The sequence below is a fragment of the Treponema sp. genome (assembly GCF_024696245.1).
GTDB lineage: Bacteria > Spirochaetota > Spirochaetia > Treponematales > Treponemataceae > Treponema_D.
In genome coordinates, this window is the sequence record NZ_JAILGZ010000108.1 from 1 (window position 1) to 16,969 (window position 16,969).

The window sequence follows — 16,969 nt, forward strand, 5'->3', positions numbered from 1 at the left end:
AATAATGGAGGGTAATTATGTCTAAAAAAGTATACGCAGGAAACCTTAACTTCATTACTACAGAAGATTCACTTAATGCAGCTTTTTCTAAATTCGGACAGATAAATTCAGTTACCATAATAAAGGACAGGGATACAAATCAGTCCAAGGGTTTTGGTTTTGTAGAGTTTGAAAATGATGAAGATGCAGAAAAGGCTATTTCTGTAATGAACGGCAAGGAATTTGACGGTAGAAAAATCCGTGTAAGCCTTGCAGAAGAAAAAAAACGCCGTACTTTCTGATTTAATTTTTAAGTAATTTGATTTTTCAGGCACAGGGATTTATACTTTTAGTATGAGTTTCTTGCCTGAAGATTTTTTACAGTATATTTCTCCGGATTGCGACAGAATGCAGTTTATTCGTGATTATCTTAAGAAATTCGGAGTAGACAGTGCAGTCTGTGCCATTGACGGCAAAAATCATATTCTGGTTCAATATGCCAGTCATTTTTATAATTCCCAGTTTAAAATAAAGACAGTTATTGCTCATTACGACCGTGTTGCCGGCAGTCCCGGAGCTAATGATAACAGTGCTGCTGATTTTCAGCTTATGAACTGGGCTGTCAGCTTAAAAAATTACCAGACCTTTCATAATGTAAGGATTTTTTTTACTGATGGAGAAGAGCTGGGCTGGAATACAGGTGTTAATGAACAGGGGGCATATGGTATTGCCCAGACTTTTAAGAGACTTGGAATAGTTAACGATGATGTTTATGTCTTTGATGCCTGCGGAAGAGGCTCTGTTCCTGTCTTATCCCGTACTGTAATAGGAGAAAAGGCTCCCTCTGCCTTTAAGAAAAATTTTACGGATCTTTTTAACCGTACCCAGGATCTTTTGCGTTCAGTTTGTCCTCAGGGATGGATGAGCCTTCCTGTTCCTTATAGTGACAATGCTTCTTTTATTGCCTGTGGAATTCCGGCTGTTGCTATTACCATGCTTCCTGCAGACGAAGCTTCTCTCTATGCAAGGGAACTTTCTTCCAACCATGATCTTGAAAATGCTGTCCTTAACAGAGAGTCCAGTAAAAAAGAAAGAATGGCTTCCCATGTTCCTGAATATGCCTACAAGGAACGTATTCCCCTTACATGGCGTCTTTTTCATACAGAAAAGGATAATGCCGCTTCCCTTACAAGAGACAGCTTTATGGTAATGTCAAATATTCTTTCCGGACTGGCAGCCTTAAAAGTTCCCCTTTAATAATATTCATTACAGTCTGTCTAAGGCAGAAGAAAGTTCCTTCATCTTTAAAGCCGTATCACTGATGTTTTTAGTGGATACAGTAAAGCTTTCTATTCCTGAACTTATCTGCTTAAGGGTAATTACAATCTGACTGAAAGAAGAAGTCTGCTGGTCTACGATTTCGGAAATATTGTTGGCCTTAATAAAGGTAAGGGCAGAAGTATCTTTTATAGTGTCAAATTGAGATTCCAGTTTGTGGGACAAAGTCTGTTCCTTTTCTATAAGGGCTGTTTCGTTTTGTGAAGATTCAATAAGTTTTCTTGCAGATTCCTGGATGTTCTGGATAAAGGTTTGAATTTCCTGAATTGAATTCATTGTGGAAGTGGCAAGACGGCGAATTTCCGTAGAAACTATATGGAAATTTTTACCTTCGTTACCGGCACTGACTGCTTCCAGCTCTGCATTAAAAGCGATGATTCTTGTCTGGTCTGCAATATTATTGATAATTGTAACTACACTGCCAATGTTTTCAATCTGACTGCCGAGGTTTTTAATTCCGTTTATTATTTCAAGATTGGAGGTATTAATATTATCAAGCTGGGATATGTTCTGTTTTAATACTTCAAGAGATGTCTCAATTTCTTTTTTTGTATTTTCAGCACCTTCAGAAACGTTAAGAATTCTGTTTGCAATATTTTTTGAAAGGGAATTGGAATCTTCCATTGTGCTTAGGATTTCCTTAACGTCAGTACTTTGTTCCATGGAATTTTTGGAAAGCATGGTTGAAATGGTAGAAAGATTTTCAGTTGTTTCAAGAACGTTTTTTCCAACCTGTGAAGCTTTAAGAACCTTATGCCTGAACTTTTTAATAATCTGGTTCATTATATGAATGTTATAATCCATTTCATTACTTACAGATGTTGGACTATAAATTTCTGATTTTGAGTCATTTAAAATTTCTTTTACAGAAGATTTAAGTTTATCAAGACCGTCTTTAATGGTTTTATAAAAATTAAAGCAGACACGGATTGTAACCATAAGGCTGACTATGGAAATTGTTATAATCCTGAAGATCTGATCATAAGGAGAAAAATGCCTGTAGTTAATTGGTTTATATCCCTGGAAGAGAACAAAGAAAGTAATAATATTTGTAGTGATTACAGGAATAATAATTTCTATTACAAGTTTTACTGTAAGTGATGTTCCATAAAGTTTTTTGCTTTTAAAAATATTATTGTCTACACCTTCTTCTATAATTTCTTTTGCATAGCTTATACATATGTGTTCCGTACTTCTTAAGGCTACAGTTCCGCAGACATATATTCCAAAGAAACAGGCCAGGTAAGAAAGAATTGTTGTCCTCCAGTCCAGTCCAATTGAAGGAAGATAGTGATAAAAAAGGCTGAGGATGAAAATTGCTGTGGTATATAAGATTGTCTGAATTTTAAATGTTTTTGAAGGAAGAGACATTAAGTCTTTGTAAAGGGCAGTTCTTTCTTCTATGCTGTTACAGTTTCCATTTTTAAAAGCATACAGTCTCTGGGAAATATTGCCGGTAAGCATTTTATTAATAGGTTTGTAAATACCAAAAATAAAAATGCCAAGGGCAATTAAAGTAACTATGATGGCAGGAAAAGTTTGCGAAGGAGTTAAAAAAACAAACATTGACGAATAGAAGAATGTTATGATTCCAGATATAAAATCATTTTTTATCTGAGCTTTAAAAATTTTCTGGGTAAGGGTAAGTTCTTTAGTTTTCATAGTCTTCGTCCTTGCTTGATGTGAGGTTCTTAAGGATTTCAGCATTTGTCTGAAGTTCAGTTGTTGTATCTATAATGTTTTTTGTAGACACAGAGAAGTCCTGAATACTGAAATTTATCTGCTGCAGAGTTTTTACAATCTGATCAAAGGAAGTGTTCTGCTGGTTTATAAGGTATTTGATTTCTGAAGAAGACAGGGCATTCTGCTGGGCAGATTTTTTAATGTTGGAAAACCTTTCTTCCAGGAAGCTGGCAAGGTTTGTTCCCTGTCTGATTAATTTTGTAGAGCTCTGGGAGTCTTTAATGAGTTCATTTGAAGAAGCCTGTATCTCGTTGATTTTATCTTTGATTTCTTTTGTACTGTCCATCGTGGAATTTGCAAGACGGCGTATTTCTGAAGATACGTTCTTAAAATTCCTGTTTTCATTTTTAACACTTGTGGCTTCCAGTTCTGCATTAAAGGCAATGATTTTTGTCTGGTCTGCAATGGAATTAATCATATTTGTAATTTCCCAGATCCGGTTAATCTTTGAGTTCAGGTCTTTAATTCCAAAAATGGTTTCTTCATTTGAAGCAGCAATCTGGTTTATCATCTCAAGGTTTTGATTAAGAAGATCAGACCCTGCTGTTACTTTATCAAAGGTTTCCTGGGCAAAGTCTGAAACTTCCTGAATCTGGTCTTCTATATCATGAGAAAGCTGGGATACGTCTACCATAGTGGCAACTATTTCTTTTGTACCTGTAGACTGCTCTACAGAAGTAGTTTCAGTTTCGTTGGAAATCTTTGTTAAGGTATTTCCAAAATTATTAATATTGTTTCCTATCTCGGTTGTAGTTGTAAGGAGGTTTTTAAAATGTTCTATAAGCTGGTTTATCATGTAATTGGAATAAGACTGTTCATTTGATAAATCACATTCTAGAAATTCAAATTTATCTATATCCGTATCCAGCATGGCTTTAAGGGTAAGGGACATTTTATAATTTACCTTGTATATCTTTACATAGAAAAATACTATGAAGGCACATTCTACAATAATGTTAAGAATACAGGTCCAGAACATTCTGTTTATCTGGAGTTTTTCTGGCTCCCAGTATACAGACTGATGAATAGGGGAGTAACCTGCAATAAGGATTGCACAGGCAATTATAGTTGTAAAAATAAGTGGAAGAATTACAAATAGAATTATTTCTGTAAGAATAGCATTGCCAAAATAATTTTTTTCTTCAACGTAATTTTTATCAACTCCGGCTGCTACAATTTTTACTGCATATTCATTACATATTTTTCTGCAGTAGCTGTCTCCAAAAAGTGAAGCAAGGAAGGATGCACAGGTAAACTGCATGAAGACAACTATTATAATGTTTACGTTAAAATTAAATTTAACGATAAAAAATCCTGCAACTATTATTTCTCCGATTATAAAATAAATAAAAGTCATAATAGCTGTAATAAAAGGAAGATGATGAAGTTCTTCAAGAAGTTCAGTTCTTTCTTCTATTGTTGTTTCTTTTGTTTCAAAGTATTTCATTCTTTCTGAAATACCTTTGTAAACAATCATGTCGGATAAAAGAGCAACAGTAAATTGAAATATACAGAAAATTGCAGCAAGGAGTATGGCTGTTTTAAATACAAAATCTACAGAAATCTGAAGGGTAATTGAGGTATACATGAATATAAAAAAAGCTGATAAGCCGTCAGGTAAAAAGCTTTTTATAATGATATGTTTTCTAAAACTCATTGCATGTCTCCTTTATAATTCAGGTGGCGTTTATTTATGTTAAAACTCATATTTTCTATACTTGCAGAACTGTTCTGCAGGTCATTGATGGTATCTGTAATTATCCTTGATGTATTTTCAAATTCATTTAATTTTTCTTCTGTTTTTTCTGCGGCAAGCTGCATATAGTTAAAGTATTCTTTCTGTTTATCCAGGTCGGTCATAATTGTAGATGTGTCATTAACATTTTTAGAAGCAGCATCCCTGATGCTGGCAAAGTGGGTAGAAAGTTTTTCTGAAAGAGTGTTTCCTTCATGAATCTTATGCATACAGTCTTCACCGGTTTTTAAAAGCCCTTCACTGGAATCCTGAATTTCCTGTACTTTTTCCTTTGCCTTTCCTGTAAGTTCTATGGTTGTTTCTGCCAGCTGCCTGATTTCTTTAGATACATTAAGAAGGTTTTCGTTGTCGGAATTGATACTGTTGGCAACAAGTTCAGCGTTAAAGGCAACTATTTTTGTTTGTTCTGCCAGAGAGTCAATCAGGGTAATGATATCATGAATACCCAGTATCTTTGATGACAGCTGTTCTATTTCTGAGATTGTTGTCTGGTTTGAATCAGTAATCTCCTGAATTTTTGAAATATTTTCAGAAAAAGTTGTAAAGTTTGACTGGGCTGTAGAAAGGGTCTTTCTTGCAATATTAGAAACTTCAGAAAGGTTTTCCTTAATGTTTTGAGAAACCTCTGATGCCTGATTAATAGTGTTTATAATTTCATTAATGGAATTTTTCTGCATGTTAAGGGTATCCTGAGTCTTGGAAGAAATCTTGCTAAGTTTATCTCCTGAGTCCTTTATCTGAATATTTGCAGAATCTGTTTTTTCATGAATCTTTCTGAATATTAATATAATTTTATTAAGAAGATACATGGTATGGGAGATTTCCGTATTAAGGTCTACAGGAAAAAGTTTTACTTTAGTAATATTTCCAATACTTATGGCAGTAAGGGCCTTTCCCATTTTAAATAAATAGATGCTGAGCTTGTTAATATAAAGAAAGACTGAGAGAGTTAACAGTAAAAAATTAATTACAGTTACACTAATCATGCTGGAGATTGCTTCTTTTTGAGATAAAAGCTGGTAGTTAAAATTATTGTCCAGCTCTTTTAATGAAAGATCAAAAGTAGAAAAAGCCCCTTCTGCAGTATGATAAATTAAATATGATTTACTTAAAAACATAACTCCGGCAATGGAAATTGCACAAAAGATAAGAGGTATGACTACAAAAAATACAAAAAGAGATTTTATTGAATTAACGGGATCACTTACCCTTTCGTAATGTCTTGTTCCCTGCAGCTCATTCATAATTGCAGAAATGGCAATTTTTGTCATAAACTCTGTATATCTGAAAACAATAAGGGAAGCAATATAAATTACATTAGTCTGAATCAGAAAATTAACAATAATGAATTTAATATCATAATGATAGAAGAAGTAATAGCATAAAGAAATGATTGTAAGAAAACTCATGTACTGAAGGTTAGTGTGTAATGTTTTTCTTGATGGGAATGATTTAAGCTGTCTGATTAAAAGTTCTTTTTTATGACCAGAAGACTGGTGGGTTTTGTAAAAAAGAAGTTTTCTCAAAAGAGGAAAGGTAATAAGGTTGTTGCATATCGGCATTATAAGGATAAGAAAAATCAGGATAACAATAACCTGCCACTGAATTGTAAATAAAGCGCAGGGTTTCTGGATTCTGAGAAATAAGTTACTGTAAATACAAATAAAGATAAGAAGAATAAAATTAATTAGTGAGTAACCAAGATTTATTTTCTTTTCCATTTTTTGCTTTCTGTTAAATATAAAAAAATTACCTGACATCAGCTTCCTCCTTTTTAATTATAGAAGTGAGTATGTCAGAGCTCTGGCTGATAATCTGTGAAGTTTCATGAAGGTCTTCGGCAGATTCTGAAAGTTTTACAAAGCCGCCGGAAATTTCTTTTAGGGATGTAATGATTTCATTAAAGAGAATACTCTGGTTTTCTGTAGTTCTTTGAATACGGGTAGCTGCTTCTGTGGTTATGTCAGAAGTCATTTTTACTTCATTAAACTGTTCATCCATAAGATTTATGTATATATCTGAACCTTCCTTTACTTTCTGGGTACTGGCTTCTGATGTAATAATAAGGTTGTCTGATGAATGCTGCATTATAAGAATCCTGTCTTTTATTTCTTTAATTGAATCACTGATGGTAGAAGCAAGACGGCGGATTTCGTTTGCAACTATATGGAATTTTTCTCCGTGTTCTCCTGCGTAAGAAGCTTCCAGTTCTGCATTAAAGGAAATGATTCTTGTTTTTTCTGCAATGGTTTCTATTGTGTTAATGCTGGCCCAGACATTATCAATTTTTTCACTAAGTTCTTTTATTCCGGTAATTGTATTAAGGTTTGCATCAGAGATTTCTGCCATTTTGGAAATTGTTTCCTTAAGTATGGATACTCCTCCGTTAACAGTGCTTTTTGTTTCTTCCGCATTAATTCTTATACGGGTAATTTTTTCAGTAATCTGGTTAAGGCTTAAAGCTGCATTATTCATTTCTTCCATTACCTGACTTGTGTATTCACTTTGTTCTAATGAAAGTTCCGCATTTTTTTCTGATACTTCAGTAAGGGTACTGATAGTAGAGGCAAGCTGACTGCTGTATTTTACAGTGTCCTTTGAAATATCAGAAATAAAATTAATGATTCTGTTTATAAGGTAAAAGTTATAGGAAATCTCATCGTTAAAAGTAACGGGAAGATTAACATTCTTTTCAAGAGTTTCATCAGTAAATTTTTCAAGAATGGAATTAACAAGAGAAAAGGACTTGCTTATTCTGTTGACGATAATATATCCGGTTACGATGCAGATAAGGCTGTTAATAAAAAGTACAATTCCTGTTTTAATAAAAAGAGTGTCAGTTGGTATTTTATCCATTATTGAGGATATAAAAAATACGCTGTGACTTAAAGATGATGCAAAGAAACTTCCGGCAAAAATAATCATAAGTTTTGACGACAGGGACCTTCCGTAGAATTTATCCTTGAGAACTGTTTTTTCGTTAAGACCCTTTGCCGAAACGTCACAGGCTTTTTTTGAACATATATTTTCTGCGTAATTAAGGGCATAGATTGCTGCCATAAAAATACATTGAAGGGCAGAGATACATATAAAAATGACTGTTGATCTGCTTATATCAAAAAAGATAAAAAGGGCAAGGTATTCAAATATAAAGGCAGTAAGAAAAGTAAGGACTGTAACAAAACTGGCCATTATTGAGATATGAGAAAGTTCCTTAATGATTTGTGTTCTTTCATTACAGTCTGTTTCTTGTGTATAAAATTTATAAAGCCTGGCAGATGTTTTTTTTGTGATGGCAGAATTTGTAAAAGGTCCGGCAATAAACTGGGAGCCAAAAACTATTATTACGGACACCATCATAAAAATTGAAAAATCATTTTGGGATGAACCGTTTTCAAGTAAACCTGAAATATAAAATATGTAAAGAAAAACTATAATGCTAAGGATTATGTTAGGTATAATTCCTGATATGTACATCTCCCTTGTAAAGGATTTAGGAGTCATTGCATTTTTTGAATCAAAAGAAAATGTATCTGCCATTTGATTTCCTTATTTTATGGACAGGGCAAAAGAGCCGTCCCAGTTTTCCGGTACGTTTTTTTCAAAGTCCAGGCATCTTTTTAACATTACCTGACTTGCCTTGTCGTCACTCTTTAACTCAAGTGCTTTTGTAAAATAGCCTGCTGCATTTTGAAAATTCCTGTCAAAGTAAAGGTGGAGTCCTTTTTTATAGGCATCAAGGAATTCCTTATTGTAACAGCTTTTGTCTCCGGTTATTTCATAAATTTTAGTGGCTATTGATTTTCCTTTTACCTTTACGTTATCAAGGTGGCGCATGGTAAAATCAAAGCTTGCATCAGTTTTTTCATTGCTGCTGTTTTTATTTTTACGGCAGCTGTCTATGTCATTTTTTACATTATTGGTAATTATTATTTTTGCTCCGTAAATTTTTGTAAGGCTTTCTATTCTGGAAGCAAGGTTTACAGAGTCACCAATAACTGTATATTCTTTTTTTTCTTCACTACCAATAGCACCAACGATAGAGTCACCATAATGAATGCCAATACCAACAGTAAAGTTATAATCCTTAGGAAGAATCAGGTTTCCTGTATCCATGTGGTCAATTTCATTCATCATTTCTACAGCAGCATTGGCAGCCCTGCTGGCATTAAATCTGTAACTTTCAGGAGCGCCAAAAAGAGCCATAATTGCATCACCCATAAACTTGTCGATTGTTCCGCCGTGTTTTTTTATAATGACACCCATTTTGGAAAAATAGTAGTTAAGGAATTTAACGACTTCTTCCGGCTTATTTTTTTCACTTATGGCAGTAAAGTTTCTTATGTCTGCAATAAGAATGGCAACCAGTCTTTTTTCTTCTACAGCGATTTTTTCTGATTCATCTGCAGAAATAATATCTTCAATAATTTTGGATGGAATAAATCTGCTGAAGGCCTTTCTCATTCTTTCTTCTGCAACTGTTGCCTTATGAAACCAGATAGCCTTTTCTATAATCATGGAATAGATGGTGGTAAAAAAGTCCAGTCTCTGTTCAAGACGGGGAGTAAAGGCTCCGCTTTTAAAAGAGCCGATATGAATTGTTGCAGGATAAACCTTACTTGAATCCAGAGGAAAACATTCATAGCTTTCGATCCTGGAATTATTTTCTGATTTTTCTACTTCGATTATTTCTTCCTGAATAATATTACTTTTCCAGTTAAATTTTTTACGGTTGTATATTCTTTCTTCAAAGTCACTGCGACAGACATTTTTAAAGTCATTAAGGTCTTCTTTTGAAAGACTGCTTGGGTAGTCGTAGTACTCCATTATTGTTTCCGTATTAAGGATAATAGCCAGGGCATCATAATTATAAATACCTGAAAGTGTCTGGGCCATTTTTTCAAGAATCTCATTAAGATTAAGAATGGAGCAGCTGGTCTGAAAGGCATTTTTAATTACAAAAAGTTCAAAGAGTTCCTTGTCATAAGCCTTTGTTACAAGATCGAGAAGTTCTTCCGTGTGAATCTTTTTTACAGGAGCCTTGTTTTCTGTCTGTCTGAGTAATTTGTATTGTTCAGTAACTTTGTTTACAAGAGCAAGCAGTTCATGCATGTTGTCAGAGCGGGGTATAAAAAAGCCGTCACTTTTTGAATTATCACCCCAGAACTGATAAACGCTTCCATCTTCTGTAGAACAAAGAATGATTCCTGTATTTTTAAGGTAGCCTGTGTTTTTTAGAATACGGGCAAAACTAAAGCCTGAAATCTGTGGAAGTTCCATATAGCTTAAAACGCATACAGGTTCTTCTTCACAGAGAATATTCAAAGCTTCAATGCCGTCGACAGCAGTAAGAACATTGTAGCCTGCTTCTTCAAGACAGTTACTGATAAGAGAGAGCATGGTTCTGGAATTAAAGGCAACAAGAATCTTATCTTTCACTTAACAGCTCCCTTACAGTTTTTAAAAGCATGCCTCTCTCAAACTGAGATTTAAGTATGTAGGCCTGGGCACCTGCCTGTAAAAAAGAGTCTTCAGCTTTTTTATCATAGGCTCCGGTTACAATAATTACAGGTGTGTTTTTATATTCATCAGATCTCCTTATGTTATTAAGGAGGGTATTGCCGTCCATTCTCGGCATGTTTATATCAATAATAAAAATATCAATATGGTAAGTCTTCATAATTTCAATGGCTTCAATACCGTCACCTGCAGTTTTTACCGTAAAGCCGTCTGTTTCAAAAATAGTCTGTTCAATCTGTCTGGTTGTATTGGAATCATCGGCTATAAGAATGGTCCAGATTTTTTTCTTATTCCTTGCATTGAATTTTTTCATGTCGTAGGCAAGAAGCCCCTTCATTCTCTGCATAATGTTTGGAATATTAAGGATTGGAATGATGGAATAGTTTTCATCATAAACAACCCCTTGAAGGGAATCCATTTTTTTCATTATCTGAGGCAGGGCTGTAACTACAACATTTTCGTACTGTTCAATAGAGCGGACAGCAACTGCAATCTGAGTATCAAGATATTCAAGTACTATTATGGCATTATCTTTATCTGATTTTTCTGTTCCAAGAAGGGAAGACAGATGGTAGATAGGGATAAACTGATTGTGAATACAGGCATAGTTTTGTCCCTGGCTGATAATAAAGTTCTGGTTTTCCCCGTCAGCAATTTCATGAATGTAATGGGAAGGAATCATAAATTTCATGGAACCACTTTGTACAAAAAGCCCCTGCTGGGTTGCAAGAGAAAGTGGAATGGTAAGTTTAAACTGAGTTCCTTTTTTTTCTTCAGACAAAATCTGAATCTTACCCTTAATTCTTTCCATGTTGTTGCGGACAATATCAAGACCTATACCTCTTCCTGATATTTCTGAAGAAGTGTCTTTTGTTGTAAAGCCAGGCATAAACAAATACTGCTGTAATTGTTTTTCATTCATGGTAGAGATTTCATTTTTCTGCTGTGGGTAAAGACTTAAAGCCCTCTCCCTGATTTTTTTGTAATCAATACCCCGTCCGTCATCACCTACAGTAATAATGATGTGATTGGAAATCTGATTTTCATAAATAAAAATTTTCCCTTCCGGACTTTTTCCTGCAGCAAGGCGTTCCTTTTCATTTTCAATTCCATGGTCAATGCTGTTTCTTAAAAGGTGAAGGAGAATTTCCTTAAGCTTTTCAAGAATTATTTTATCCATGGAAAAATTTGTTTGAGGAATATCAAAGATAATTTTTTTTGACTGTTTTGCAGCTTCTGTTTCAAATGACAGTTTAAGTGGTTCAAGAATAATGTTAAGGGGCAGCATTCTTAAATCAAGAAGGGCATGCTGGGTTTCAAAAATAGAATTCTCTGTAAGAAGCAGATCTTCCTTTAACTGTTTAGGAAGACTTAAGGCTGAAGTTTCTGCAAGTTTTTTTTCAAAGCGTTCCAGCTGATGCTTAAAACGAAACTGTCTTATAAGAAGGTCATCAAAAGAACGAATGATGGAATTAATTCTTGATATGGGAATCCTTACAGATGTAAGATTTTCTATGTCAGTGCTGTCATCCTGATCTTCATAGTCTGCGTAGGTTGTATAATTATTTTTGTTAAGGGCATCAAGACTTTCTATATCAAAGAAAAGTCCCCTTGAAGCTCTTGTAAGGGCATCAGTAAAAGGCTTTATGTTTTCTTCATCGGAATGAGTATTTTTTATTTTTTCAAAGAGTTTTTTTATCCGGTCTGTGGTAATAAAAGAAAGCTTAAGTATGCGGTCTGTAAATTCATAGACGTTTTCCCTTATGCCTTTAAAAATATCTTCAAGGCCATGTACAAGACTTTCTATCTGTACAAAGTCCATCATTCTTGATGAACCTTTCAGGGTATGAAGGTTTCTTAAAATTTCAGTAACCGTTTCCTGTTTGTCCGGATTATTTTTAAGGGTTACCAGACCTTCGGTAAAGGCATTTATGTATTCCTGAGCTTCTTCAATATATGTTTCTATGAATATTTCTTTACTTAATGCCATTGCTGTCCTGAAAATCTACCGGCTGCTCAGTAAAAGACAATTTTTTAATATGTCCTGAGGAGCTAAATCTTCCATTACTAAATTATAACATATATTCCTGTCTTCTACATATTTATTGAGAATAATGCTGCATTTTTTAAGGATTCTGCAGGCTTCTTCTTTTTTCCCTTCTGAATCTTCCAGAAGTCCCTGCTGGTAAAGGGCAGGCCAGAAGTTTTCGTTAAGGACAGAAGCTTTGTAAAAACAGTTTTTTGCCAGACTGCAGTTTTTACCGTTACGGTAAAAGATTCCCTGAAAGTAAAAATAAAATTCCCTTTTTCTAAGACCCAGGGGCCATTCCTTTAAAATCTCCTGACAGTCCTTATAGTCTGATTTTGCAAGACTTTTAAAGAACCTCCTTGAATAGGATTCCAGAATTTTTTCGTAACTGCTTTCTTCTGCCTGCCTGGATTTTTCTTTTTCGTAAAGCTGATTAAGCTTAAAGTTTAAGTCATCCTCTGCTTTTATGACTTTATCTTCCGTTTTCTTAAAAAAGTAAACATTATCTTCGTGAACTTTTTTAAGCTCAATCTTATTGTTATTAAAAAGATTTACAGAAGGGATTTCGTTAATGGAAATAAAAAGTATACCTCCAGGCTTAAGCATGGAAGCCATATTACTTAAAATCTCAAGCCTTAATTCCGGAGTAAAATATATAAAAACATTTCTGATAAAGATTATGTCAAAGAAGTCAGAAGTAAATCTGTGTTCCTTAGTTCTGGCCAGGTTATTTACAAAAATATCAATCTGTTTAATGTGTTCCTTTTTTACGTAAAAGGAATCTCCATCATAATTTCCCAGCTGTTCCAGCATTTTTTTGTATTTAGAGCCGTCATTACGGAATGAATTAAGGGAAAACTTTCCTTCCTTAAATTTTTCAAGGGCTGCAGTATCAATATCCGAAGCGTAGACTTTTGCATTTATTCCCAGATTTTTACAGAGGGCGTAAATGGAAAGAGGTTCCTGTCCGGTAGAGCAGGCTGCACTCCAGATTTTTACACAGCCTTCATTTTTTTTATGTAAGAGAATGCGGGATAAATAATTAAACTGTTCCTCTTCCCTAAAAAAATAGGTCTCATTAATTGTAGCGTTGTTAATAAGTTTTCTAAGTTCACCGTTATCTTCTTTAAGGCGGAAGAGATAATCAGTTTCGTTTATATTAAGTTCACTGATTCTTTTTTTTGCATAGCTTTCCACAAAAGAAGTGTGGGCTGTTCCTGTAGTAATGCCTGAGTGTTCCTTAATTATGGAGAGTATCTGTCCTGTAAAATTCATATTCCGGTTTTTCTCCTTATAAAAGGTGCAATCTCTTCAATAGGGAGAACATGTTTTACAGCACCAATGTTAATGGCCGCCTGGGGCATTCCGAATACAGCACAGCTTTTTTCATCCTGAGCAATGGTAAGGGCTCCTTTGTCAAAAGCTTTTTTACAGCCTTCAGCTCCGTCTTTGCCCATTCCTGTAAGAATGACTGCAATCATCCTGTCCCCGTAAACTTCTGCTGCACTGGAAAAAAGTTTATCTACTGCAGGTCTTAAATAGTGAACAGGTTCATCATCAGTAAGGTTTATGTATTTACAGCCATCGTAAGAGCCTGTAACAATCATGTGCTTATCTGCCGGAGCAATATATATAACACCTTTTTCCGGTATTGTATTGTCTTCTGCAAGCCTTACATCAAGACCGCTGTTTTTTTTAAGCCATTTTACCAGGTGAAGGTCAAAGTTTGTATCTATATGCTGGGTAATAAGAAGGGGCAGGTTAAAATTCTTACCAAGACCTGCAATAAATTCCAGTAAAGCTGCCGGTCCTCCGGTAGACGCCCCTGCAGTTACAACTTCGTATTTTTCTTTTTCAGTATTTACCTGATTTAACTGATTCAATTGAATGGAAGGAGGCTTTTGATTTTCTGCAGCCCTTTCTTCTATTCTTTGAAGAAGGGATTTCCTTTTGCTGCTTCTGCTCTCCTGATTTCTTACATGTTTTTCTGCCACAAGATAAAACTGGTCAAGAAAAGTTTTCATCACAGTCTGATTCATCTCAATTAAATCAGGCTTTCTTATAACCTCCAGGGCACCGGCTTCAAGACACTTGTAACCTACATCAACAGCATCTTCAGTTGTAAAGGCTATTATGGCAGGATTATAGTCAGCAAGAATTTTTTTAGTTGCAGTTATACCATCCATTACAGGCATGTTTATGTCCATAACGATAAGGTCAGGTTTTAAGGCTTCGTTTTGTTCTACAGCCCTCTGTCCGTTTTCTGCAGATCCGCATACATTGAATCTGCCGTCATCAGACATAAGCTGTTTGAGGATTGCCCTTACTATTCCTGAATCATCTGCAAGAAGTACCCTTATCACATCAAGTCTCCTCTGTCTTCATTTAAGCTGAGCGTATCCCTTATTCTTTCCGGATCTATAATTACCTGAAGCCTGTTATTTTCAAAACTAACTGCCATACAGCCCATATTCTGAAGTTTATTTTTCATAAGGGCGGGGGGAAAACTGAATGTCTTAAGGGACAGCTGCTTTATTTCCGGAAGACTTGCTGTTTTTATAAAAAAAGGACGGGGGCATTTTATTAAAAGGCTGCTGTATTTACTTTCTTCAGTCTTGTGACCATAAAAGTATTTATCAATATAAAAAAGGGGCATGGAAGTATTTTCTTCAGCAATACCGGAAAAAGAAAAATCTCCAATGTAGCTTTGAGGAATCAGAATATCTGTTTTTTCAAACGGAATTACCGCAAACCACTCATTCGCTTTCAAAATCCTGCCTTATCCTTTCAGTAATTGTTTTAAAATTCAGTACAGGAACTGCTATATGCTGAATACCGTTATCGTAATCAATGGCACCGGTAAAATACAAAGTGTCTGTAGTCTGGTTAAAGGGATGGAGGTAGTTGTTATTTATAGTCTGAAACTCCCTTACGTCGCTTATTTGAATTGCAATATCATTGTCATCGTTAAGAATAAGAAAAAGACCTGATGACTGACTTTCGTCTTTCTGGAAAAGTGAAAAATCCACGGCTGCATAGGGATGACCGTAGTAGTTGATTACACCCTTTATGTATTCCGGAACAAAGGGAACCTGAAAAATTTCATCATTACGGAGAATTTCCCTTACATTATTGGCATCAGTTGCATAGGCCTTGCTTCCGGCGTAAAAAATAAGCCAGGTAGTATTATTTTCTTCAGAATCCTGATTTTCGGAAGGTGAGGCCTGATTTTCTTCTATCGCTTTGAGAATATTTTCATCCATATTATAGAAATTATACACTCAAAAGCTTTAATTTGCTATTTTTTTATTGATCAGTCTTCAAAACTGCCGCTTTTCATTTCCTGACAGATACGCATCCAGCTGTCATAGCGAAGGGGACTTATTTTGTTTTCTTCTACAGCCTTAAGGATTGCACAGCCTTTTTCGTGAGTGTGGCTGCAGCTCATACCGTAATTGCATTTACCTATGAAAGGCACAAATTCCTTAAAGTAAAGGGCAAGATTATCCGGGGTAATGTCATTAAGAAGAAAGCGCCTTACACCGGGAGTATCAATAATATTTGCCGTAGCACCCTTTATTCCCCCTACAAGGGCTTCATCAATCTGCAGGTGAATAAGGGTTCCCTTTGTTGTAGTATGGCAGCCCTTTCCGTATTTTTGAGAAAGACTGCCGGTTTTAAGAACTACAGTATTATCAAGAACGTTAATTATTGAACTTTTACCAACACCACTCTGACCTACAAAGGCACTAAGGTGATTTTCTATAAGGTTTGCAAGTTCTTCCATACCTTCACCTGTTCTGGCAGAGGAGCGGATTACCTTGTAGCCTGCATTTTCCCACACTTCAAGGCGGGACTGAAATTCTTCATCCCTGGCTGCATTTACATCATATTTATTGCAGACAATAACCGGTGTAATTCCTTCATATTCAGCCTGAGCTATGGCCCTGTCTACAAATCTTGGGCGGAAGGGGGGATTGTCCGGTGTTGTAACTATAAGAAGATAATCAAGGTTTGCCGCAAGAATCTGAGGTTCCTTTTTCTTTATATTCCATCTTACAAAGCGGTTTTTTCTTTCTGCAAGGTCTGTAATCATTCCTTTTTCTTCTTCCAGGGTTGAATCATCAAGTATAACCCTGTCTCCAGGTGCAAGGGGATTATAGTAACCTTCACTGGCTTTAAGAACCTTGCCCTTAATGGCACAGTTGCGAATATAGCCGTCGTCACATTCAACTTCAAAAACGTTTTTACTGCCGCTTAGTATAAGACCATACATATGTTATGGAATTCTGAATTAAATATGCTCCCCTGTCAAGGGAAAAAGGGGCAGAGGTGGTAAAAGCAGCCTTCTTTTAGGGAAAATAAAAAACTTTCAAAAAAAAATAAAAAAAAATCAAAAAATTTTCAAAATCTTATTGACACAAAATCGTCAAAGATATATTCTACTTAAGCATTCAGCGCTTAGCTGTGTTGAATCTGCGGCGATGTTGGAATTGGTAGACAAGCAAGGTTGAGGTCCTTGTGCCGAAAGGTGTGCAAGTTCAAGTCTTGTTCGCCGCACATCTTCTAAAGGAATCAGTTAAAAAACTGGTTCCTTTTTTTTT

The 16,969-nt window shown here is 35.3% G+C and carries 13 protein-coding genes and 1 tRNA gene; 3 read left to right on the forward strand and 11 right to left on the reverse strand.

Translation table 11 applies throughout. From position 1 onward, the window contains the following. Window positions 1-17 precede the first annotated feature (17 nt). Both K6D58_RS07465 and K6D58_RS07470 read left to right on the forward strand, forming a co-directional pair. A complete protein-coding gene (locus K6D58_RS07465; protein ID WP_296829192.1) occupies window positions 18-281 on the forward strand; it encodes an RNA recognition motif domain-containing protein in 264 nt (87 codons plus the stop codon). A gap of 52 nt (window positions 282-333) precedes the next feature. After that, window positions 334-1,236, forward strand: coding sequence for a M28 family peptidase (locus K6D58_RS07470; RefSeq protein WP_296829195.1), 903 nt, complete (start codon window positions 334-336; stop codon window positions 1,234-1,236). A 9-nt stretch (window positions 1,237-1,245) separates the two neighbouring features. On the opposite strand, the gene K6D58_RS07475 is transcribed toward K6D58_RS07470, so the two are convergent. The 11 genes from K6D58_RS07475 to rsgA are packed head-to-tail and all read right to left on the reverse strand — an operon-like array spanning window position 1,246 to window position 16,641. Continuing rightward, window positions 1,246-2,979 (reverse strand): methyl-accepting chemotaxis protein, encoded by a 1,734-nt coding sequence (locus K6D58_RS07475; protein ID WP_296829198.1) that lies wholly within the window; start codon window positions 2,977-2,979, stop codon window positions 1,246-1,248. Then, window positions 2,969-4,717 (reverse strand): methyl-accepting chemotaxis protein, encoded by a 1,749-nt coding sequence (locus tag K6D58_RS07480; protein ID WP_296829203.1) that lies wholly within the window; start codon window positions 4,715-4,717, stop codon window positions 2,969-2,971. Before K6D58_RS07480 ends, K6D58_RS07475 begins: the two co-directional genes overlap by 11 nt. Next, the gene (locus tag K6D58_RS07485) at window positions 4,714-6,576 is read right to left on the reverse strand and encodes a methyl-accepting chemotaxis protein (RefSeq protein ID WP_296829205.1); all 1,863 of its coding nucleotides are present in this window, start codon (window positions 6,574-6,576) and stop codon (window positions 4,714-4,716) included. Before K6D58_RS07485 ends, K6D58_RS07480 begins: the two co-directional genes overlap by 4 nt. After that, a complete protein-coding gene (locus tag K6D58_RS07490; protein ID WP_296829207.1) occupies window positions 6,566-8,356 on the reverse strand; it encodes a methyl-accepting chemotaxis protein in 1,791 nt (596 codons plus the stop codon). The genes K6D58_RS07485 and K6D58_RS07490 overlap by 11 nt, the downstream gene beginning before the upstream one ends. 9 nt (window positions 8,357-8,365) lie before the next feature. After that, window positions 8,366-10,255, reverse strand: coding sequence for an adenylate/guanylate cyclase domain-containing protein (locus K6D58_RS07495; protein ID WP_296829210.1), 1,890 nt, complete (start codon window positions 10,253-10,255; stop codon window positions 8,366-8,368). Further along, window positions 10,245-12,326 carry a hybrid sensor histidine kinase/response regulator gene (locus K6D58_RS07500; protein WP_296829213.1) on the reverse strand — a complete coding sequence of 694 codons (2,082 nt, stop codon included), beginning with the start codon at window positions 12,324-12,326 and terminating at the stop codon, window positions 10,245-10,247. Before K6D58_RS07500 ends, K6D58_RS07495 begins: the two co-directional genes overlap by 11 nt. Window positions 12,327-12,341: 15 nt before the next feature. Then, entirely contained in the window at window positions 12,342-13,640 is a 1,299-nt protein-coding gene (locus K6D58_RS07505) for a CheR family methyltransferase (protein WP_296829216.1), read from the reverse strand. After that, window positions 13,637-14,728 carry a chemotaxis-specific protein-glutamate methyltransferase CheB gene (gene cheB, locus K6D58_RS07510; protein WP_296829219.1) on the reverse strand — a complete coding sequence of 364 codons (1,092 nt, stop codon included), beginning with the start codon at window positions 14,726-14,728 and terminating at the stop codon, window positions 13,637-13,639. The genes K6D58_RS07505 and cheB overlap by 4 nt, the downstream gene beginning before the upstream one ends. Next, window positions 14,725-15,135 (reverse strand): hypothetical protein, encoded by a 411-nt coding sequence (locus K6D58_RS07515; RefSeq protein WP_296829221.1) that lies wholly within the window; start codon window positions 15,133-15,135, stop codon window positions 14,725-14,727. Before K6D58_RS07515 ends, cheB begins: the two co-directional genes overlap by 4 nt. Further along, the gene (locus K6D58_RS07520; protein ID WP_296829224.1) at window positions 15,122-15,628 is read right to left on the reverse strand and encodes a chemotaxis protein CheW; all 507 of its coding nucleotides are present in this window, start codon (window positions 15,626-15,628) and stop codon (window positions 15,122-15,124) included. The genes K6D58_RS07515 and K6D58_RS07520 overlap by 14 nt, the downstream gene beginning before the upstream one ends. A gap of 50 nt (window positions 15,629-15,678) precedes the next feature. Continuing rightward, on the reverse strand, window positions 15,679-16,641 hold the full coding sequence (rsgA, locus tag K6D58_RS07525; protein ID WP_296829227.1) for a ribosome small subunit-dependent GTPase A: 963 nt from the start codon (window positions 16,639-16,641) through the stop codon (window positions 15,679-15,681). Window positions 16,642-16,843: 202 nt separating this feature from the next. Here rsgA and K6D58_RS07530 point away from each other — a divergent pair. Further along, a tRNA-Leu gene (locus K6D58_RS07530) sits at window positions 16,844-16,925 on the forward strand. Window positions 16,926-16,969 lie beyond the last annotated feature (44 nt).